The organism is Microbispora sitophila (genome assembly GCF_014892245.1).
GTDB classification, from domain to species: domain Bacteria; phylum Actinomycetota; class Actinomycetes; order Streptosporangiales; family Streptosporangiaceae; genus Microbispora; species Microbispora siamensis.
In genome coordinates this window covers 105,939-124,880 of the sequence record NZ_JADBGC010000029.1, presented here as the reverse complement: position 1 = coordinate 124,880, position 18,942 = coordinate 105,939, and the positions used below count along the sequence as shown (strand labels likewise).

The following is an 18,942-nucleotide window of genomic DNA, read 5'->3' as shown; positions in this document are numbered from 1 at the left end:
AGACAGCTACCGGCTCAAAGACCGTGACCTGGGCCGCGTGCCCGCGGCCAAGACCAACGACTGAAGATCGACAAACGGGTCCAGATTCGAGCGTCGCCACTGGTCCCACATTCGAGCGACGTTGACACGTGGAAGTCGTAGTGCTTGGGATCTGCTGCGAACGCAAGCCGCCTGCCCCGACAAGTCCTGAGCGGCAGGAACCGGAAGGATCACTGATTGTTCGACTTCGGAATCCCCGGCTATCAGCCACGCTGGCTGAGCGGACGCGAAGAGATCGCGGCCGCTCACGGGCCGCGGCTCGCCCATCTCGCCGGTCGGCGGTTGACCCGCGCGCTGATGGTGTGGGACATCGAGGAGGACGGATGATTCGCCGACTGCCCGGTCCTCCTGGACTTCGAGGGCGAACAGGTTGAGATCAACCACTGGAAGTTCGACGAGGTTTCCATCACCTGGAACACCGTTGCTCCGGCGCGCGCATTGGACTGGCCGGATTTCCGCCTGGCCTGGCGAGATGACGTTCCGGATGAACTCACCGCGCTGGTCGGGCAGTCTTGTTCGGCCATGGAACTGCTGGAGTGAAGAGGCAGGGATCTCGCCGGGGGGACGGTGTCCCTGGGGTTCGGCTTCTCGAACGGCCAAGTGACGATCTACAACGCGCTCGATGAGAACGGCATGGAGTTCACCCCTCCTGGCGACCGCTACAGGTACAGGCTTGGAACATCTAATCCGTAGGTCCCCAAACGACATCCACGGTCGTTCAGGTCGGGTTCGCCGTGTTGCTCCTTGGGACTGCGGCTGTTCAGATCCGTCCCAGGGGCGGCCCGAGCTACGCGCACGCCTCGCTTCCCTGATCACCCCGGAGCCGAGGCCGGTCACGCAACGGGCACGCGGCGCGGCTGGTGTCTCTGAAGGTGGATGGAGGGCCATGTCCTGTGGACATGCTGCCTGCTGCCTCAGCCAGCGAGCTCCTAGGAAGCGCCGGAGGAAGTGTCGTAGGCGAATGACAGGATTTTCGTTGTGGCAGATGTAGACGATCTCATTCGGCGGGTATCGCTGAAGGCTCTCTCGGTGGAAGGGAAGTTGCCCCCTACTGCGGGGGTGGAGGAACTGGTTCAGGCAGAGAAGCTACTGGGCTTCCCGCTGCCTCCGGTGCTTGCCAGGCTTTACCGCGAGGTGGCCAACGGCGGGTTCGGCCCCGATTACCAGTTCTTCCCACTTCTGGGAGAGGGGCGTACCGCAGTGAGCGTCTATCTTGAAGAACGCTCGATGTCGCTGTCCTGTGATGCAGCCTTCTGGCCTGCGGGAGTCCTGCCGATCCTCGACTGGGGCTGTGGCATGTACGCCGCCGTGGACTGCCAGAGTTCCGAGGGCGCCGTGTTGCTCTTCGAGCCGAACCCGATCGACAACGACGATTGGCACCTCGCCTGGTTCGTCGACTCCAAGAGCCTCATCAATTGGCTAGAAACCTGGCTATCAGGCAGGGGTTGGTATGAGGAAGACGCCGACGGTGGCGGTGACATGCAGCCGTGGGAGATGGCTAGGGCCCGCTTGTCGGAAGGTGGCTAAGGCAGGAGCGCCCCCGCCGGAGGCGTTGCTTGTTTCGCGCTGAGGCATATGGAACAACGAGGCATGGGGGTGCGATCATCATGTCTATGACGTCGATCAGAAAGGGCTATGCCGCGTAGGCGCCCTTCTCAGGTTCCTGCACATGGGTCGGTGTGTGGAACTCATAGAGCCTCGATCCATCAGGTCCCTGGTCTCGGCCGTCGTCCGATGGCCGCAGTGATCAGGCTTGAACACACCATCATGCGGCCAGGCGAGGTAGCGGAGGCGTTGCTCGCGTGGACGCAGGCAGTGATACCCGGAACCGCTGACCGGATCGCACCCACATGCATGTGCCCTGAATGCTGCGGTGTGGCCCCACGCTGGAGGCTGGAACAGGCGCTCGCGGCCTTGCCGCCATGGGCCAGGCCCTACCTGCACTCCTTGGTCGTCCCGCTGGACAGACGGTTTCTCGCCCGGACGTCGCTGGATCCGCACGCCTCGCCTGAGTGGCCATGGTGGCAGCGAAGGCGCTGACTTCCGCGGCTTGAGCATGACCGGGTCGTCCGGCCTATGGGGTGTGCGGCGGTGTGGGGCGGCCCGAAGCTGCCGGCGCGCTGATTCCGGTGAGCTGATTGGGGGCGAGACCCCTCTTCACAGTCGCTGTCTACCGCAGGAGGACGGCGATTCGAGACGATCACTAGGTGTCCAGCATCGACGCCTGGCTGGCGGCGCATGCGCCGGTCACTCTGGCGATGCTCAATTCTTCGGCGACCGCGGAAGCGGTGGAGTCGGCTCAGCAGGTGCTGGGGATGCGTTTCCCCGACGAACTCACAGAGTCGTTGAAGTGCCACGACGGGGCGATCGATTGGATGAGCCTGTTTCCGGAACAGCAATCACCGCTCTCGGCATCGGGCATCGCAAGGCAGTGGCAGATCCACATGGAGACGGCGTCAGACAGTGACGGCTTCGTCAGGCGGCCCTGGGACGACGAGCCCTGGTGGCATCCCCGGTGGATCCCTTGGGCGGAGACCGCTGACGGCGTCGCGCACATCATCGATCTCCGCCCGGGCCTGACTGCGGCCGGCTCGGCTGGGCTGGCCACGACGGCTGCGGCGACTTCTCTGATTCGTATCCGAGCCTGGCCACTCACCTGCGCGAGGTGTCTCAAGCCCTTTATCTCGGATGCGGCGTCCGCGGCATGTACCCCTACCTGACCTCGAACGGGCAACTGTGGTGGGACCTGGGTGAAGACTGCCGTTCGCTGGACGGTGAACCGCTCCTACCCGCGCCAGTGGGCCTAGGCTGACCGGCGGTGTTCTCAAAGAATGGAGCGGGTGACGGAAATCGAACCCGCGCTGTCAGCTTGGGAAGTCTTTCAAGATCATGCCTTCTGAGCTGGGCAGACTCTGAGACTCTGAGCTGGACCTACGCCGGTGGAGTCACCGTGAGTCCCCGCTCCCTCCCGCTGGTCGCCGGCCGAACGGGCACGCAACGGGCACGCACTTCCTCGTTGGATCGCTTGAGGTCGTCGCCGAAGGTGATCACAACCGTAGGTTGGCTTTACTATCGCCGGGATCGCCGTGGGGAGCGGCCCAAGTCGTCTACGCGTCAAGACAGCAGAGGATCAGTAGTGGGTGAGGAAAACTACGTGAAGGTCGTCTTTTGTCTGGAGCAGGACGAGGATGGATGGCCGCCTGCCGGGTCAGAGGCGCTGTGGGCGGAATCGACCGAAGATCCGCACGTCGTGAAACTCGCGAACACTCCATTCTTCGCGTTAGGTGTGGCATGGGGTGATGAGGTGAGTGTCCGTAAGGACTCGGACGGTCCTTGGTTCTACGCAGGGCTGGTTCGCGAGTCGGGACACTCCGCGGTTCGCATCATTGTTAACGATCGGGATCGTGTGGGGGAGTTTCAGGACAAGTTGACCGAGTTTGGATGCGCATGGGAGGGCATCTCGGAATTCCCCGGCATGATCGCTGTCAACGTGCCGCCGGAGGTCTCTTATCGAACGGTTCGTGCCTGGTTGGACGAGAGTGAATATCTCGACCTTCTTGACTTCGAAGAAGGCGCCGTCTCACGGCACCACCGTTCGACCTGGCATGAGCCTGGCGCGTGAGGTCTGTGGCCACGGGTTGTGCAAGACTAAGGCTTACTCTGATAGCCGTCCCAAACCTGCGGCTTCATGCTGTGGAGCGGGTGACGGGAATCGAACCCGCGCTGTCAGCTTGGGAATTGCATGGATCACGGCCATTAGGGGCGCTGACCTGAGCGTGGAGCCGGTCATAGGTGACCGTGGTTGCCCCCTCGCCACCCCGGTTAATGGCACGCTAATGGCACGACGATCACGCACACGACCTGCGGCGGTACGCCATGCGCGCGGGAGGACGGGGGCGAACACCCCCGGGACGGGACCGCCGTGTCAAGGGTCGGCGAAGCTGATCGCGAAGCGACGCCGTAGGCGCCCTTGACTCGGCGCGCACGGCCGGGACACTTGAGCAGCGAGGAGGACGGATGCCTCGGCTATTGTGCACGAAGCGGACGTGAGCCGAACGTCGAGGAGCGAACTCGGTGAGCAGGGAACTGGCAACAAATCCAGTCGCTCTCGAAAGCGCCGTGACTGATGAGCTGGCAAGTACAGCAGGGGCATGGGCCGGTGGCCCTACCGCCGTAGAGGGATTTCTCCGATCGGTTGTCGCCGACCTAAATCGGCTGCCAGCGCTGATGGTCGAGCATGCCGAGTTCCGGCATTACGGCTCGGGGTACGCGTCCTACGTCGATGTCTTCATGACCAAGCGCGACGGTTCGATGCGTCGCTCCGCGAACGGTCGGACAGACGTTGAGGGATTGACCCTAGCGTTGTGCCGGCTCGCTCCTTTGGCGGTGCTCCTTAAGCGCAGCTGGCGGTCCTCCGGGCCTGGTGCTACAGGTGGTCATAGCATGCCCGAACTGTTGCGAGTCCTGGATATCGATCTGCCGGAATGGGAGGAGGAGTGCCGGCAGGTTGGCCAGGTGCTTGATGGGCACGGCATCGCCTTGCTCGGCGTGCAGATGCTCGGCTTGCCGTTGGATGCTCGGTTGCGGGTGGAAACAGCTCTCGGCGATCCGCCGTACTGCGTGTTCGATGCCTGGTTCCACTGGATGGATTAGGCCGCGCCCCTGCTCTGGACCTGCCGTGCCGTTGGGCCGGTGTGCACCTGCGACGGTCGCGGCCGGAGCCGCTGGCGGTCGGGACCGTCCCCCAGGTCGCACGCCCGGCCGCCGGGCGGGCGCAGGGCCGCGAGGCAACAAGCGCTTCACCGACTCGGGCAAGACCCACGACGATCGCGGGCTCAAGCACCGCAGCGAGAAGGACACGCGGCAGGTACCGATCCCGCCAGAACTGGTCGCCATCCTCCGCGAGCACATCGAGCGGCACGGCGTCGGTGACGACGGACGGCTCTTCCGTACGAGGACGGGCGGTCTCATCTCCGGCTCGGCCTACTCCAAGGTCCGGAAGGAGGCACGGAGCTACGCCTTCACGCCCGAGCAGGTCGCCTCGCCCCTGGCCGCTCGGCCGTACGACCTGCGCCACGCGGCCGTCTCGTTGTGGCTCAACGCAGGGGTCCACGCGCCGGAAGCCGCCGAGCGGGCCGGCCATGGCATAGACGTGATGCTCAGGGTCTACGCCAAATGCATCGACGGCCAACGCGACGTCGCCAACCAGCGCATACAGAGCGCGCTCGTCGGGTGACCCTGTCAGTCGCCATCCAGATGAAGCTCCAGCGCGGGATTTGCTGCGCACTCTCGGGCAAGATCCTCGAACTCCCGGATCACCCGGACGTCTTCGGCTGTCACGGCGAAGGCTCGAAGCCGAGCAAGCTCTTCGATGAGCTGCGGCATCTCAGCCGATGTCAGGATCACGCTTCCGTACGGGTCGATCCTCTCCAGCATCGGATTCATACTGCGCCCACGGATCTGATCGACGAGGTGAACGAACGAATCATTGTGATCCAACGCCGTCGCAGCGGGCGTAAGCCTCCTGCTCTTGGGGCTGGACCCTCGTTGTTCCACCCGCATCAGCACGGCGTCGACGCCCATGATCACACCTTACTCAGGGCCCGGTTCCCCGCCGGGCCCTTCGGCGTGCCTGGGCCTCGGGATCGTTCCGGAAGTTGGCGGAATCCGCCTTGCGACCTGCGGAAACGTGGCCAAGATCATTCCGGATATATTCCGGGAGTGGCCGCCTGGGGCTGCACCTGGTGGCGTCCGGCTGCATCCTCGGCGACAGCCCGATCACGGGAAAGCCCAGGTCAGACGGGGATGGGCTGATGAGAGGAGCGCGCCCTGAGGGATTCGAACCCCCGACCGTCGGATTAGAAGTCCGATGCTCTATCCAGCTGAGCTAAGGGCGCTCGTGCCTAATTCTGCATGATCCGGGGACCGGGTACACACCCGGTTTCCCGGACATGGGCCGGACCACCCCTCCGGCGGGCCTTCGAGCCCGGTGGCGGTGCTCGTCAGGGAGGCCCGGTCGGCCTGCGCCGACGCTGCTCGGGCCCTTGTCCGGGCCCCCTGCGCGCGAGGGTGTCCCCGATGTTCTTTCACGGGCATGAAGGGAACTCGCCTGCCCGACTGCGGTCGAGTGATCTCGCGGCTACACTGCATCGCCATGTCCGTACGCGAGATCCCGCTCATCGGAGACGTTTCCGAGGGGGTCGTACGGGTGGGCGCGACCGTACGGCGGCCGATGCGGCCCTCGTCGCCGTCGGTCCACGCGCTGCTGCGGCACCTGGAGTCCGCCGGGTTCGACCGGGCGCCGAGGGTTCTCGGGATCGACGAGCGGGGCAGGGCGATCCTCACGTACGTCGAGGGCGTGGTGCCCGCGCATCCCCTGCCGGCATACGCGGTGAGCGACGAGGCGCTGACCACGCTGGCCCGGCTGCTACGGCGCTTCCACGACGCGGCGGCCTCGTTCGGCCCGCCTCCCGGTGCCGTCTGGGAGAACGGCTCGGCGCCGGAGGACTCTCCCGAGCTCGTGGGCCACTGCGACGTCACCCCGGCCAACGTCGTCTTCCGTGAGCGGCCCGGCGCGGGACTCCTGCCGTACGCGCTGATCGACTTCGACCTGGCCAGGCCGACGACGCGGCTGTTCGACGTGGTGACCACGTTGCGGCACTGGGCCCCGCTCGCCGATCCGCTGGACCGCGACCCGCTGCAGCGGTCCCTGGACGCGGCGGCCCGCGTGCGGCTGTTCTGCGACGCGTACGGCCTGCCGACGCGGGACCGGCTCATGCTGGTGGAGACGGCCAGGACGCGGTTCGGCCGCTCCTACGCGCTCATGCGCGACCGGGCCAGGACGCTCGGCGGCGGCTGGGCGCGCATGTGGGACGGCGGCGCGGGCGGGCGGATCAGACGCGCCGCCGCCTGGCTCGACGCCAACGAGGACGCGATTCAGCGCCGCCTCCTCGGCGACGAGCCCATCTCATGACAAATGGGCACGTACGGCAGAATGCGTGCGTGATCCGGATCATGGACGGTGCCACGGCGGCGGGGCTGCTCGCCGGGGCCGCGATCGACGCCGCGGTGGGGGATCCCCGGCGGGGTCACCCCGTCGCGGCGTTCGGCAGCCGGGCCGCCGCCCTCGAAAAGCGCATATACCGCGATTCGCGGTTAGCGGGGTTGGCCTACACCACCGCCTGCGTCGGCGCGGCGACGGCCGTGGGACTGCTCGCCGAGCGGATGACCCGGTCGAGCCCGGTCGCGCGGGCCGCGGTCACCGCCGCCGCCACCTGGGCGGTGCTCGGCGGGACGACGCTGGGCAGGGAGGGCGCGCTGATGGCGAGGGCCCTCGGGGACGGCGATCTGGCCGCCGCGCGCGCACGCCTTCCGCACCTGTGCGGGCGCGACCCGTCCGGGTTGGACGCCGCGGAGCTCGCGCGGGGCACGGTCGAGTCCATCGCGGAGAACACCTCGGACGCCGTCGTCGCCCCGCTCGTGTGGGGCGCGCTCTTCGGCGTGCCCGGCCTGCTCGGCTACCGCGCGGTGAACACGCTCGACGCGATGGTGGGCCACCGGTCGCCGCGCTACGCGAGGTTCGGCTGGGCCTCGGCTCGCCTGGACGACGTGGCCAACTACGTGCCGGCCCGGCTGACGGCCCTGCTCACGGCGGGCCTCGCCGGCCTGGTGGGCGGTTCACCGCGCCGCGCGGCGGCCGTCCTCGTGCGCGACGGGCACCGCCATCCCAGCCCCAACTCCGGACGCTGCGAGGCGGCCTTCGCCGGAGCCCTCGGCGTACGCCTCGGCGGGGCCAACGACTACGGCGGCCGGGTGGAGCACCGCCCGGAGCTGGGCGACGGCCCCCGTCCGGCCGTCTCCGACATCCCCAGGTCCGTACGGCTGGCGCGCGCGGTGTCGTACGCGTCGGTGGGCCTGGCCGTCGCCGCCCGGCTCGCCCTCACCCGAAACCGCCGAAGGGATCGACGATGAGCGCGCTCGTCCTGCTGCTGGTCTTCGCGGTCGTCTTCAGCGTCGCGGTCGCGGTGATCGTGGTCGCCGTGCTGGTGGTGCGCGCGTCACGGCGGCCCGCGCCGCCACCACGGGACCGGAATGATCCGCCCCAGGATTGGTAGGTTCGACGGCATGGGCGGAGAAAGCGGAGAGAACCGGGTCCTGCTGGTCTTCGACGGCGACTGCGCCTTCTGCCAGGCGTGCGTGAACGCCGGGCACCGGTTCCTGCCGTACATGCCCGCCGTGCGGGCGTGGCAGGGCCTCGACCTCGGCGCGGTGGGCCTGACCCGCGATGAGGTCACGGCCTCCGTGCAGCTCCTGGGCCCGGACGGGCTGCGCGCCCACGGCGCGCGCGCCGTCGCGCTGCTCCTCGCCCTGCAGCCGCGCGCGGCCTGGTGCGCGGCCGGCCGGGTGGTGCTGACCCCGCCGGTGAGCTGGCTCGCCGAGGCGGGCTACCGGCTGGTCTCCCGCTACCGCCACCTCCTGCCCGGCTCCACCACCTGCGGCACGTCCTGACCTCCGCTTTGCCGGAAGTGGGAACAAACAACACCGGCAAGTGTCCGGAAGATGGCATACCCCGCGCCTGACGGGAGCGCCACCATTGCGGCATGACAGCAGTGGTGGAGACCGAAGGACTGACGAAGTTCTACGGTACGAGACGAGGCCTCGAGGACCTCACCCTCGAAATCCGGCCGGGCGAGGTCTTCGGCTATCTGGGCCCCAACGGCGCCGGCAAGACGACGACGATCCGGCTGCTCCTCGACGTGATCCGGCCGACGTCCGGCCGGGCGACCGTCCTCGGCGCCGATACCCGCGATTCGCGCGTACGCGCCCGGATCGGCTACCTCCCGGGCGAGCTGGCCCTGGAGGGCAGGGAGCGGGCCCGCGACTACATCCAGTTCCTCGCCGACGTACGCGGAGGGGTGAGCCGCGGCAGGATCGACGAACTGGCCGAGCGGCTCGACGCGGACCTGTCCGTCAGGATGGGCGAGCTGTCGAAGGGCAACAAGCAGAAGGTCGGGCTCATCCAGGCGTTCATGCACGAGCCCGACCTGCTCATCCTGGACGAGCCGACGAGCGGGCTCGACCCGCTGGTGCAGCAGGAGTTCCTGGCCATGGTCCGGGAGGCGCGCACGGCAGGCCACACGATCCTGATGTCGTCGCACGTGCTCGCCGAGGTGGAGCACGTTGCCGACCGGGTGGGCATCGTGCGCGCGGGCCGCCTCGTCGCGGTCGAGGACATCGCCGCGCTGCGCGAGCGGGCCGTACGGCACGTGGAGCTCCACTTCGACGCGCCGGTCCCGAAGGAGTCGTTCGAGGGGCTCCCGGGCGTACGCGACGTGGTCGTCCAGGGGGCGAGCCTGCGCTGCACGATCGACGGCAGGCCCGACGCGCTGATCAAGGCGGCGGCCCGTTACACCGTGGTCCACATGGTCAGCGCGGAGCCGGACCTCGAGGAGATCTTCCTGACCTACTACAGCGAGGAGGAGGGCCGCCATGCCCACGCTGGTGCGTAAGAGCCTGGGGGAGTACCGCCGCGCCCTCATCGGGTGGACGGTCGGGCTGTGCGCGTTCCTCGGGATGTACATCTCGATCTACGCGAGCATGATGAACGACCCCGAGACGTTCAGCAAGCAGGCCATCGCCAAATATCCCGGCGCGCTCAGGGACCTCATGGGCGGCATGGCCGACATCGCGACCGGGCGCGGCTACCTGCAGGCGATCGCCTACCAGCTCCTCGGCCCGCTGCTGTTCACCATGTGCGCCGCGATCCTCGGCAACCGGGCCGTCGCCGGCCCGGAGGAGGCCAAGACGCTGGAGCTCACGCTGACGCTGCCGATCGACCGCAGGCGCCTGCTTCTGGAGCGCTGGGCCGCGCTGGCGCTCGGCCTGCTCGGGGTGGCGCTGGTGACGCTGGCCGTCGCCGCCGGGGCCTCGTCCGCCGCCGGCATGGACGTGCCGTTCGGCAGCATCCTCGCCGCCCACACCGGGCTGTTCCTGCTCGTGCTGTTCTTCGGGACGCTGACGCTGTTCGTGGGCGCGGCGTTCGGGCGCAAGCAGGTCGCGCTCGCCGTGGTCGGCGTGTGGGGTGTCGCCGGGTACATCGTGGAGACCATGGGCAAGAGCATCGACGCGATCTCCTGGCTGCGCTGGATCTCGCCCGTCCACTACTACCTCGACGGCAGACCGCTTTACCAGGGCTGGCCGTACGGTGACTACCTTGTGCTGCTGGGTGCGACGGCCGTCCTCCTCATGACGGCGCTGCTCGCCTTCGAACGGCGTGACGTAGGAGTCTGATGGACAGCGTTCTCGCTCGCGTGAGCGAGGCGACCGGGGTGCCCGCCGACTTACTCGGCGGGTTCCTGTCGGTTCTGGCCGCGTCGGCCGCCACCGGCAGGCTGCCCGGCCGCGCCGACATGGACGGCCTGCGCGAGTGCGGCGCCCTCGCCGCCGAGCGCGGCATCCCGTTGCGGGTGCTCGCCGACGCCTGCCTGCACGCCGCCGAGATCACCGCCGGCGGTGCCTTCGGCGCCGTACGCCGCGGGATGGCCGCCTACATCGAGGGATACGAGGAGGCCCAGCGGGCCGCCCTCCGGCAGGAGGAGGAGGCCCGGCGCATGTTCGTCGACGACCTGCTGCAGGGCAGGGCGGACGCCGAGCGGGCCGAGCACTTCGGCCTGCGGCTCGCGGGGGCGTACGTCGTGACCGTGGCCAGGCCGGACACCCCGGTGGCGGCGGGCGACCCGCTGGCCGGGAGGATCGAGCAGGCGCTGGTGGCGAGGTTCGGGTCGCACAACATCCTGGTCGCCGTCCGCGACGGGCTGCTGGTGTGCGTGTCCCCCGGCGCGCTGACCGCCGCGAGCGGCGAGTTCACCCACCACGTACGCTCCGTGCTCACGGACTGGCGAGTGGGGGTGGGCCGCCCCCACCAGGGCCCCGGCGGCATCGTCACCTCCTATCGGGAAGCGGTCAACGCGATCGACCTCGGCGAGCGGCTGGGCCTGCGGGCCCAGGTGCTGAAGGCGGCCGACCTGCTGGTCTTCCCGGTGCTGCTGCGGGACAGGGAGGCGATCGTGGACCTCGTCTCCACCGTGCTCGGGCCGCTGACCTCCGCCCGCGGCGGGCCGGAGCCGCTGCTGGAGACGCTGGAGGCGGTCTTCGCCTCCCAGGGCAACCACACGGCGGCGGCGCGCAGGCTCGGCGTGAGCACCCGGGCGATCACCTACCGGCTGGAGCGGATCAGGAGGCTGACCGGCTTCTCGCCGAGCGACCCCACGCAGCGGTTCACGCTGGAGACGGCCGTGCTCGGGGCCCGCCTCCTGGAGTGGCCGGCCCACCCTCTGGCCTGATCGAGGCTTCCCGCCACTTTCACCGTACAGGCGGCGGGGGGACTTGCGGCAAGGCCCCGGTGACGGCGCACAATCGGGGGCCGTGAGCCGGACCGGTCCGCGGCGGACGCCGTACCGAGCCGCGAGCACGCTCACGGTCGCCGTGCCGTCACAAGGGGCCGACACAGGGGAGTGCACATGCGCGTGCTGTTGTCCACGATCGGAACGCGAGGGGAAGTCCAGCCGATGGTGGCGCTGGCCTTGGAGCTGCGGGAACTCGGCCATGAGGCCCGCCTGTGCGTGCCTCCCGACTTCCGCGACCGGATCGAGCGCCTCGGATTCCCCGTCGTGCCCATCGGGCCAGAGCTGCGCCCGACCGCGTCGGCCGCCCCACGGGTCCAGGCCCCGCCCACGCCCGAGCAACGCCGGCGGATGATCGAGGGCACGGTCGCGGTCCAGTTCGCCACGATCCCCGCGGCGGCCGAGGGCTGCGACGTCATCGTGGGTGGCGGAGCCATGTCGATGGCCGCGCACTCGGTGGCGGAGCGGCTGGGGATCGGCTACGTGTACGTGAGCTACTGTCCGGTCACGCTGCCGTCGCCGCATCACGCGCCCGTGCCCGTCTGGGGGCAGGCGCCGGCGGACGGCACGGCCGGCAACCGCGCGCTCTGGGACGAGGACGCGCGGCGCTGGAACGGCGCCGTCGGCGCCGCGCTCAACGCCCACCGGGCCTCGGCCGGCCTGGCCGCGGTGGCGGACACGCGTGGTCACATGTTCACCGACCGGCCGTGGCTGGCCGCAGACCCGACGCTTGCGCCCTGGCCCGAGCCCGCCGACCTCGGCGTCGTGCAGACGGGCGCCTGGATCCTGCCGGATCGGCGCCCGCTGTCACCGGAACTGGAGAGGTTCCTCGACGACGGCGAGCCGCCCGTCTGCGTCGGCTTCGGCAGCGTTCGCGCTCCCCGGGACATCGCCCGGACGACGGTCGACGCGGGCCGCGCGCTCGGACGTCGCGTCATCGTGCTCCGCGGCTGGGCCGGCCTGTCCCCGGCGGACGACGAACCCGATTGCCTGTCGATCGACGAGGTCAACCAGCAGGCGCTCTTCCCCCGGGTCGCCGCCGTCGTCCACCACGGCGGCGCGGGCACCACGACCGTCGCGGCGCTGGCCGGGGCGCCGCAGGTCGTCCTGCCGCAGCACTACGACCAGCACTACTGGGCGGGGCGGGTCGGCGACCTCGGGATCGGGATCGCGCACCCGCCCGCCGCGCCGAGCGCCGAGTCGCTGACCGCGGCTCTCGGCCGGGTCCTCCACCCCGATGTGGCCGCCCGTGCCGCGGCCGTCGCGAGCGAGGTGCGCACCGACGGCGCCGCGGTGGCCGCGCGGCGGCTGATCGCCATGGCGGCCTGAGGCCGGTTCCCCGCGGTTCAGGGATCAGCAGTTAGGGGATCAGCGGTTCAGGGGATCAGCAGCAACTTGCCGGTCGTCCGCCTGCCCTCCAGGTCGTCATGGGCGCGCCGGGCCTCGGCGAGCGGGTAGCGCTGGGAGACGTGCACCTTCAGCGCGCCGGAGGCGACCCAGCCGAGCAGGTCGTTCGCCCGCGACAGCAGCTCCTCCCGGGTGGCCGTGTAGTGCGCGAGCGTGGGCCGGGTCAGGAACAGCGAGCCGCCCGAGTTGAGCCGCTGCGGGTCGAACGGCGGGACGGGGCCGCTGGCCGCGCCGTACAGCGCCATCATGCCGCGCGGCCGCAGCGACGCGAGCGACCCGTCGAACGTCGCGGCGCCGACGCCGTCGTAGACGACGTGCACGCCGGCGCCGTCGGTGATCTCCTTGACGGCCTCGGGGAAGCCCTCGTAGCCGACGACCTCGTCGGCGCCCGCCTGCCGGGCGAGCTTCTCCTTCTCGGCGCTGGAGACCGTGCCGATCACGCGGGCGCCGCGGAGCTTGGCCATCTGGACGAGCAGCAGGCCCATGCCGCCGGCCGCCGCGTGCACGAGCACGTCGTCGCCCGACCGGATCGCGTACGTGGAGTGGGTCAGGTAGTGCGCCGTCAGCCCCTGGAGCAGCACCGCCGCGGCGAGGTCGGGTGACAGCCCGTCGGGCAGCCGGACCGCCCTCTCCGCCGGGACCACGACCTTGGTCGCGTACGAGCCCATGACGCTGGCCCAGGCGACCCGGTCGCCGGGCACGACGTCGGTCACGCCGGGCCCGACTGCCGTGACCGTGCCTGCGCCCTCGTTGCCGGGCACCAGCGGGAGCGGCATCGGGTAGCGGCCCTCGCGATGGTAGACGTCGATGAAGTTGACGCCCGTCGCCGCCACCTCGACCAGCACCTCACCGGGGCCGGGCTCGGGGTCGGGCCGCTCGGCGTACTCCAGCACCGAGGAATCACCGTAAGCGGGGACGACGATGGCATGCATGCGCAACTCCTGTCTTCGGGCTCGGTTCCTGTGGTCCCCAACCGGCCGGGCCTTGTCCGTTGTTCCCGTCGGAAAGGGTTGTTCAGAAGCCCGTAAGGGTGATCTTGCCGATCGCGGTGCCCGATTCGAGGATCCGGTGGGCCTCGCGGAGGTTGGCGGCGTTGACCGGGCCGAGGTCGCGGTTGGCGGTGGTGGTGACGACCCCCGCGTCCACGAGCCGTGCGACCCGATCGAGGATGCGGTGCTGGTTCACCTGGTGCGGAGTCCGGAACAGCGAGTGGGTGAACATGAGCTCCCAGTGGAACGAGATGCTCTTCGATTTGAGCACGCCGATGTCGAGGGAGTCGTGGTCGTCGATGGCGACGATCTGGCCGAAGGGGGTGAGCGCCTCGGCGTAGGCCGCGAGGTTGCGGTCGGTGCCGGCCGTGCTGAAGACGTAGTCCACACCGCCCGGCGCGACCTCGGCCAGTTGCTTCGCCAGCGGCCCGCGGTGGTCCACGACGTGGTGGGCGCCCATCCGGCGGGCGAACTCCACCGTCTCGGGCCGGGAGGCCGTGCCGATCACGGTCAGCCCGGTCAGGGCGCGGGCGAACTGCACGACGATGGAGCCGACGCCGCCCGCGGCCGCGGTCACCAGCAGCGTTCCGGTCTGGTCGAGCGCGTCGCCGCGCAGGCCAAGCCGCTCGAACAGGCCCTCCCACGCGGTGAGGGCGGTCAGCGGCAGCGCGGCGGCCTCGGTGAAGGACAGTGTGGCGGGCTTGTGGCCGACGATACGCTCGTCCACGACGTGGAACCGGGAGTTCGCACCGGGCCGGTCGATCGCGCCGGCGTAGTAGACCTCGTCGCCGACCTCGAACAGCTCCACCTCGTCGCCCACGGCGACCACGATGCCGGCGGCGTCCCAGCCGAGCACCTTCGGCTCGCCGCCCGGATCGCTGTTCTGCCGCACCTTGTAGTCCACCGGGTTCACGGCGACGGCCTCCACCCGGACCAGCAGATCGTGCGGGCCGGGTTGCGGCACGGGCACCTCCACGTCCAGGAGGCTTTCCGGGTCGTCGACGGGAAGGCTGCGCCGGAAGGCGACGGCGGGCATGGTCCGGTTCCGGTTCTCAGTCATGTCTGTCCCCTGCGCGATCGTCACTGATTCCGCGCCGGGCCGTACGGCTCGGCGGCGTGACCCGCACGGTATCCACCGACGCCTGGTTACCCGCAAGGGACACGAGTTCCCTTTGGGAACCATGCAGGTGAAGTGGTTAGTCCGGGTCGGGGAAGCGGTCGATGTTCCGCTCCACCCACGTCCGCAGGTGGGCGAGCGGGACGTTGGCGTCCCGGCCGAGCGGGGTGAGGCTGTATTCCACGCGCAGCGGTACTTCCGGATACACGTCGCGGTGGACGAGGCCGTGGTCCTCCAGGCGGCGCAGGGTCTGGGTGAGCACCTTGGGGCTCACGCCCTGGAGGCGGGCGCGCAGCGCGCCGAAACGCTGCGGCCCGTCCTCCAAGGCGCCCAGGGCCAGCGCGCTCCACTTGTTGGCCAGCAGGTCGAGCATGTTGCGGCACGGGCAGGCGGCCGAGTAGACGTCCTTGGGGTCGTCGCAAACGGCCTTCATGGTGTTCATGGCACGCATGCTGCGACGATACCCAAAGGGAACTTAGGTCCGTGGAGTGACCGGCGCCGGCTTGCAGCGACGGCTCACGGCACCGACTCACAGGGGGGCGCGGGAGACCAGCCGGCGCAGCAGCGGCACGTCGACGCTCTCCAGCGTCGGCACCGCCGTCACACCGCTGACCGCGCCTGAGGGGCCGACCACGATCACGGCGCACCCGGCGGACCGGGCCGAGGCGACGCCGGTCGGGCTGTCCTCGATCGCCACGCACGCGGCCGGATCGACGCCGAGCCGCGCGGCGGCGGCCAGGTACGGATCGGGCGCCGGCTTGTTCCTGGCGCTGTCCCCGGCGGCCACCGACAGCCGGAAGCGGTGCCCGCCGACGGTCTCGAGCACCAGGTCCACCACCGGACGTGGGGACGCGCTGACCAGTCCGGCCGGGATCCCGGCCGCGAACAGGGCCTCCAGCAGCGCGACCGCGCCGGGGAGCGTGGTCACCCCGTTCCCGAGCCGGTCGGTGAACGCCTCCGTCAGCATGGCCTCGACAGCCCGCGCCCCGGGACCCCCGGTGGTGTCCAGGGCGGCTGTGATGTGCAGGGCGGCGTCCTCGACCGACAGTCCGAACAGCGCCTCACGGTCGGCCTCCCCGAGAGGGGAGCCCAGGCCGTCCGCGACCTCCACGCAGGCGTCCCACCACAGGTCCTCGGTGTCCACCAGCGTGCCGTCCATGTCGAACAGGACCGCCGCCGGGCATTCCCTAGACGACATCGGGTTCGGGGACCGCCGCCGCGGCTCCGGTCTCCGAAGGGGCCGACACGAGCACGGGCCGCTCGACCAGCCCGACCCGTACGGCGGCGCCGGGCGCGAAGCGCGCCGAGTCGTGGCCGGGCACGTCGGCCAGCACCTCGGTGCCGTCGCCCAGGCGGACCCGCAGGCGGGCGGTGGAGCCGCGGAACGACGACACCATGACGATCCCGTCGCCCTCGGCGTCGGGCGTGACCAGTACGGCCTCGGGCCGCACCAGCACGTCCGCCTGCGCGATGCCGGGCGCCTGGCCCTCCACGGGCAGCGTCTGCCCGAGGACGGTGACCCGGTCGCCCGACACCAGGCCGGGCAGGTGGTTCATCGCCCCGACGAACTCGGCGACGAACGGGGTCGCCGGCCGGTCGTACAGCGTGGCGGGGTCGGCGACCTGCTCCAGGCGGCCGTCGCGCAGCACGGCGACCCGGTCGGCCATCGACAGCGCCTCCTCCTGGTCGTGCGTCACGAAGATCGTCGTGATGCCGAGGGAGAGCTGCAGGCGGCGGATCTCCTCGCGCAGCGTGACCCGCACCTTGGCGTCGAGCGCCGACAGCGGCTCGTCCAGCAGCAGCACCCTGGGCTCCAGGGCGAGCGCGCGGGCCAGCGCCACGCGCTGCTGCTGGCCGCCGGACAACTGGTGGGGGTAGCGGTCGCCGACCGAGGGCAGGCCGACCAGTTCGAGCAGTTCCTGCGCGCGGGCGTGCCGTTTGGCGGCGGGCACCTTGCGCACCCGCATGCCGAAGCCCACGTTGTCCCGGGCGTTGAGGTTGGGGAAGAGGCTGTAGGACTGGAAGACCATGCCGGCGTCGCGCCGGTTGGCCGGCACGCGCGTGATGTCGGCGCCGTCCACCAGCACCTCGCCCTCGTCGGGCTGCTCGAAGCCGGCCAGGCAGCGCAGCGCGGTGGTCTTGCCGCACCCCGACGGGCCGAGCAGCGCGATCAGCTCGCCGGGCTCCACCGTGAGGTCGAGCCCGTCCAGCGCGACCGTGCTGCCGAACCGCCGCCGCAGGCCGCGGAACTCGACCCGGGCGCCGTTCATGAACCACTCCTTTGCCTCGCGCCGGCGGACGACAGGGCGAGCAGCAGCAGCCAGGTGATCAGCAGGCTGAACACCGAGACGGCCACCGACACCTGAGCCTGTGAGCCGGAGATCCGGTAGATCCAGTTGGGGAAGGTCTGGAAGCTGAGCAGCCGGGCGATCGTGAACTCCCCGAGCACCAGCGCCAGCGTGAGGAAGGACGCGCTGGCCATCGCCGACCGCATGTTGGGGATGATCACCCGCAGCAGCACGTGGGGCCACGACGCCCCGAGGTTCCTGGCCGCCTCCGACAGCGTGCGCACGTCGATCGCGCCCAGGCCCGCGTCGAGCGAACGGTAGGCGAACGGCAGCGCCAGCACGACGTAGGCGAGCACGAGCACCACCGGGAAGTCCGGATTCTGTACCGCGATGATCGTCTGGTAGAGGGGCGTGCTCGCCAGGTAGTCGGGCCCCCAGCGCAGCACGGTGCTGATCCCGGCCACGAACGTGATCGGGGGCACCACCAGCGGCAGCGTGCAGACCACCTCGAGCACCGGCCGCAGCCCCGGCGCGCCGAGCCGTACGGCCACCGCGGCGGGCAGCGTCAGCAGCAGGACCAGCACGATCGTGGCGACGCCGAGCCCGAGCGACAGCAGGAGGCTGCCGCCGAAGCCCTCGGCAGAGAAGATCTGGCCGTACGCGTCGAGCGAGAAGCCCTGGCCCGGCACCTTCACCGTGAAGACGAACGACGCGATCAGCGGGACGAGGAAGTAGACGGCGGCGAGCACGAGGACCACGCCGCGCCACACCCGGGGACGCCGCGGCCGGCCGGACCGGGCGGGGGCCGGGGCGGCCCCGGGCGCCGTCCCGGGAGTCACCTGTGTGGTGACTTGGGGGGTCAGCGGAGCCATCGGGCGCTCCTTCGCTGCAGCGGGAGGTAGACGGCCATGACCAGGCCCGCGACCACGATCATGTCGAGGCTGAGGGCCAGCGCGACGTTCTCGTGGCCGATCAGGACGTTGCCGGTGAGCGCGTCGGCGATCTTCAGGGTGACCAGCGGGACGGTGGACCCGACCATGGCCTGCGCCGTCGCGTAGGCCGAGAACGCGCCGCCGAACAGCAGCACGACCCCGCCGAGCAGCGCCGGGGTCAGCACCGGGATCCCGACGTACCGCCAGAACTGCCAGGTGCTCGCGCCGTTGTTCTGCGCGGCCTCACGCCACTGCGGGCGCAGCCCGTCGAGCGCGGGCACGACCGTGAGCACTTGGAGGGGGATGGAGAAGTACAGGTAGACCAGGGTGAGACCCCAGAAGTTGTACAGGCTCCACCCGTGGGCGCCGAGGCCGAGCGTGGTGGTGACGACGCCCGAGTTGCCGAGCGTGGCGATCCAGGCGAAGGCCAGCGGCACGCCGCCGAAGTTGGCCAGCACGCCGGAGGCGGTCAGCACCGCCTCGCGCAGCGTCCGGAACCTGGAGGTCACCACGGCCTGGGCGAGGAAGGTGCCGAGCACCCCGCCCAGCACCGCCACGAGCGCCGAGATCTTGACGCTCCCGACCAGGGCGGTCAGGTACGCGCCCTGGAGCGACTCGGTGAGGTTGGCGGTGCTGAGCGTGCCCTCCTTGGTGAACGTGCCGCCGAGGAGGACCAGCATCGGCACGCCGAAGACGATGACGACGAAGACCAGCAGCGGCAGGGCCGCCCACCGGCTCTTCGATCGCGTACGGCTGTCGCGCACGATC

22 protein-coding genes and 1 tRNA gene are annotated in these 18,942 nt (G+C 70.1%); 14 read left to right on the top strand and 9 right to left on the bottom strand.

Going from position 1 to position 18,942, the window contains the following annotated elements; all coding sequences use genetic code 11:
• Positions 1–216: 216 nt before the first annotated feature.
• The 6 genes from IL992_RS47075 (at position 217) to IL992_RS38420 (ending at position 5,275) form a co-directional block, all read left to right on the top strand.
• The gene (locus tag IL992_RS47075) at positions 217–366 is read left to right on the top strand and encodes a hypothetical protein (protein WP_226874562.1); all 150 of its coding nucleotides are present in this window, start codon (positions 217–219) and stop codon (positions 364–366) included.
• A gap of 651 nt (positions 367–1,017) precedes the next feature.
• The gene (locus tag IL992_RS38440) at positions 1,018–1,566 is read left to right on the top strand and encodes an SMI1/KNR4 family protein (RefSeq protein ID WP_193208215.1); all 549 of its coding nucleotides are present in this window, start codon (positions 1,018–1,020) and stop codon (positions 1,564–1,566) included.
• A 680-nt stretch (positions 1,567–2,246) separates the two neighbouring features.
• Positions 2,247–2,759: an SMI1/KNR4 family protein gene (locus IL992_RS38435; protein WP_319019091.1), complete on the top strand. Its 513-nt coding sequence runs from the start codon at positions 2,247–2,249 to the stop codon at positions 2,757–2,759.
• Positions 2,760–3,175: 416 nt separating this feature from the next.
• Positions 3,176–3,661, top strand: a complete 486-nt coding sequence (locus IL992_RS38430; RefSeq protein WP_193208214.1) for a DUF4265 domain-containing protein — start codon at positions 3,176–3,178, stop codon at positions 3,659–3,661.
• Between the two features lie 452 nt (positions 3,662–4,113).
• Positions 4,114–4,692, top strand: a complete 579-nt coding sequence (locus IL992_RS38425) for a hypothetical protein (protein ID WP_193208213.1) — start codon at positions 4,114–4,116, stop codon at positions 4,690–4,692.
• A gap of 25 nt (positions 4,693–4,717) precedes the next feature.
• Positions 4,718–5,275, top strand: coding sequence for a hypothetical protein (locus IL992_RS38420; protein WP_319019090.1), 558 nt, complete (start codon positions 4,718–4,720; stop codon positions 5,273–5,275).
• Between the two features lie 5 nt (positions 5,276–5,280).
• On the opposite strand, the gene IL992_RS38415 is transcribed toward IL992_RS38420, so the two are convergent.
• Together IL992_RS38415 and IL992_RS38410 are read right to left on the bottom strand one after the other, a co-directional pair.
• On the bottom strand, positions 5,281–5,622 hold the full coding sequence (locus IL992_RS38415; RefSeq protein ID WP_193208212.1) for a hypothetical protein: 342 nt from the start codon (positions 5,620–5,622) through the stop codon (positions 5,281–5,283).
• Between the two features lie 240 nt (positions 5,623–5,862).
• Positions 5,863–5,936 (bottom strand) — tRNA-Arg (locus tag IL992_RS38410).
• A gap of 257 nt (positions 5,937–6,193) precedes the next feature.
• On the opposite strand from IL992_RS38410, the gene IL992_RS38405 reads away from it, so the two are divergent.
• The 8 genes from IL992_RS38405 (at position 6,194) to IL992_RS48715 (ending at position 12,770) form a co-directional block, all read left to right on the top strand.
• Entirely contained in the window at positions 6,194–7,012 is an 819-nt protein-coding gene (locus IL992_RS38405; RefSeq protein WP_193208211.1) for a phosphotransferase, read from the top strand.
• Positions 7,013–7,053: 41 nt separating this feature from the next.
• On the top strand, positions 7,054–8,010 hold the full coding sequence (locus tag IL992_RS38400; protein WP_193208226.1) for a cobalamin biosynthesis protein: 957 nt from the start codon (positions 7,054–7,056) through the stop codon (positions 8,008–8,010).
• A complete protein-coding gene (locus IL992_RS38395) occupies positions 8,007–8,153 on the top strand; it encodes a hypothetical protein (protein WP_193208210.1) in 147 nt (48 codons plus the stop codon). The genes IL992_RS38400 and IL992_RS38395 overlap by 4 nt, the downstream gene beginning before the upstream one ends.
• A 10-nt stretch (positions 8,154–8,163) precedes the next feature.
• Positions 8,164–8,547, top strand: coding sequence for a thiol-disulfide oxidoreductase DCC family protein (locus tag IL992_RS38390; RefSeq protein ID WP_193208209.1), 384 nt, complete (start codon positions 8,164–8,166; stop codon positions 8,545–8,547).
• Positions 8,548–8,639: 92 nt separating this feature from the next.
• The gene (locus tag IL992_RS38385; RefSeq protein WP_193208208.1) at positions 8,640–9,548 is read left to right on the top strand and encodes an ABC transporter ATP-binding protein; all 909 of its coding nucleotides are present in this window, start codon (positions 8,640–8,642) and stop codon (positions 9,546–9,548) included.
• Positions 9,529–10,329, top strand: coding sequence for an ABC transporter permease subunit (locus tag IL992_RS38380; RefSeq protein WP_193208207.1), 801 nt, complete (start codon positions 9,529–9,531; stop codon positions 10,327–10,329). The genes IL992_RS38385 and IL992_RS38380 overlap by 20 nt, the downstream gene beginning before the upstream one ends.
• Positions 10,329–11,381, top strand: coding sequence for a PucR family transcriptional regulator (locus tag IL992_RS38375; RefSeq protein WP_193208206.1), 1,053 nt, complete (start codon positions 10,329–10,331; stop codon positions 11,379–11,381). Before IL992_RS38380 ends, IL992_RS38375 begins: the two co-directional genes overlap by 1 nt.
• A 177-nt stretch (positions 11,382–11,558) precedes the next feature.
• A complete protein-coding gene (locus IL992_RS48715) occupies positions 11,559–12,770 on the top strand; it encodes a glycosyltransferase (RefSeq protein WP_193208205.1) in 1,212 nt (403 codons plus the stop codon).
• Between the two features lie 47 nt (positions 12,771–12,817).
• Here IL992_RS48715 and IL992_RS38365 read toward each other — a convergent pair whose 3' ends face one another.
• The 7 genes from IL992_RS38365 to IL992_RS38335 form a co-directional block, all read right to left on the bottom strand.
• Positions 12,818–13,780, bottom strand: coding sequence for a quinone oxidoreductase family protein (locus IL992_RS38365; protein ID WP_193208204.1), 963 nt, complete (start codon positions 13,778–13,780; stop codon positions 12,818–12,820).
• An 82-nt stretch (positions 13,781–13,862) separates the two neighbouring features.
• Complete coding sequence (locus tag IL992_RS38360; protein ID WP_226874561.1) at positions 13,863–14,897, bottom strand: zinc-binding alcohol dehydrogenase family protein; 1,035 nt, start codon at positions 14,895–14,897, stop codon at positions 13,863–13,865.
• Between the two features lie 136 nt (positions 14,898–15,033).
• Entirely contained in the window at positions 15,034–15,405 is a 372-nt protein-coding gene (locus IL992_RS38355) for a winged helix-turn-helix transcriptional regulator (protein WP_226874560.1), read from the bottom strand.
• Positions 15,406–15,483: 78 nt separating this feature from the next.
• The gene (locus IL992_RS38350; protein WP_193208203.1) at positions 15,484–16,152 is read right to left on the bottom strand and encodes an HAD family hydrolase; all 669 of its coding nucleotides are present in this window, start codon (positions 16,150–16,152) and stop codon (positions 15,484–15,486) included.
• A complete protein-coding gene (locus IL992_RS38345) occupies positions 16,142–17,224 on the bottom strand; it encodes an ABC transporter ATP-binding protein (RefSeq protein ID WP_193208202.1) in 1,083 nt (360 codons plus the stop codon). The genes IL992_RS38350 and IL992_RS38345 overlap by 11 nt, the downstream gene beginning before the upstream one ends.
• The gene (locus IL992_RS38340) at positions 17,221–18,114 is read right to left on the bottom strand and encodes an ABC transporter permease (protein WP_193208201.1); all 894 of its coding nucleotides are present in this window, start codon (positions 18,112–18,114) and stop codon (positions 17,221–17,223) included. The genes IL992_RS38345 and IL992_RS38340 overlap by 4 nt, the downstream gene beginning before the upstream one ends.
• Complete coding sequence (locus IL992_RS38335) at positions 18,102–18,938, bottom strand: ABC transporter permease (RefSeq protein WP_319019089.1); 837 nt, start codon at positions 18,936–18,938, stop codon at positions 18,102–18,104. Before IL992_RS38335 ends, IL992_RS38340 begins: the two co-directional genes overlap by 13 nt.
• Positions 18,939–18,942 lie beyond the last annotated feature (4 nt).

Coding starts and splice junctions, on each gene's coding strand:
- IL992_RS38415 (WP_193208212.1), bottom strand. CDS start 5,622: ATGGGCGTCGACGCCGTGCTGATGCGGGTGGAACAACGAGGGTCCAGC.
- IL992_RS38405 (WP_193208211.1), top strand. CDS start 6,194: ATGTCCGTACGCGAGATCCCGCTCATCGGAGACGTTTCCGAGGGGGTC.
- IL992_RS38400 (WP_193208226.1), top strand. CDS start 7,054: ATGGACGGTGCCACGGCGGCGGGGCTGCTCGCCGGGGCCGCGATCGAC.
- IL992_RS38395 (WP_193208210.1), top strand. CDS start 8,007: ATGAGCGCGCTCGTCCTGCTGCTGGTCTTCGCGGTCGTCTTCAGCGTC.
- IL992_RS38390 (WP_193208209.1), top strand. CDS start 8,164: ATGGGCGGAGAAAGCGGAGAGAACCGGGTCCTGCTGGTCTTCGACGGC.
- IL992_RS38385 (WP_193208208.1), top strand. CDS start 8,640: ATGACAGCAGTGGTGGAGACCGAAGGACTGACGAAGTTCTACGGTACG.
- IL992_RS38380 (WP_193208207.1), top strand. CDS start 9,529: ATGCCCACGCTGGTGCGTAAGAGCCTGGGGGAGTACCGCCGCGCCCTC.
- IL992_RS38375 (WP_193208206.1), top strand. CDS start 10,329: ATGGACAGCGTTCTCGCTCGCGTGAGCGAGGCGACCGGGGTGCCCGCC.
- IL992_RS48715 (WP_193208205.1), top strand. CDS start 11,559: ATGCGCGTGCTGTTGTCCACGATCGGAACGCGAGGGGAAGTCCAGCCG.
- IL992_RS38365 (WP_193208204.1), bottom strand. CDS start 13,780: ATGCATGCCATCGTCGTCCCCGCTTACGGTGATTCCTCGGTGCTGGAG.
- IL992_RS38360 (WP_226874561.1), bottom strand. CDS start 14,897: ATGACTGAGAACCGGAACCGGACCATGCCCGCCGTCGCCTTCCGGCGC.
- IL992_RS38355 (WP_226874560.1), bottom strand. CDS start 15,405: ATGCGTGCCATGAACACCATGAAGGCCGTTTGCGACGACCCCAAGGAC.
- IL992_RS38350 (WP_193208203.1), bottom strand. CDS start 16,152: ATGTCGTCTAGGGAATGCCCGGCGGCGGTCCTGTTCGACATGGACGGC.
- IL992_RS38345 (WP_193208202.1), bottom strand. CDS start 17,224: ATGAACGGCGCCCGGGTCGAGTTCCGCGGCCTGCGGCGGCGGTTCGGC.
- IL992_RS38340 (WP_193208201.1), bottom strand. CDS start 18,114: ATGGCTCCGCTGACCCCCCAAGTCACCACACAGGTGACTCCCGGGACG.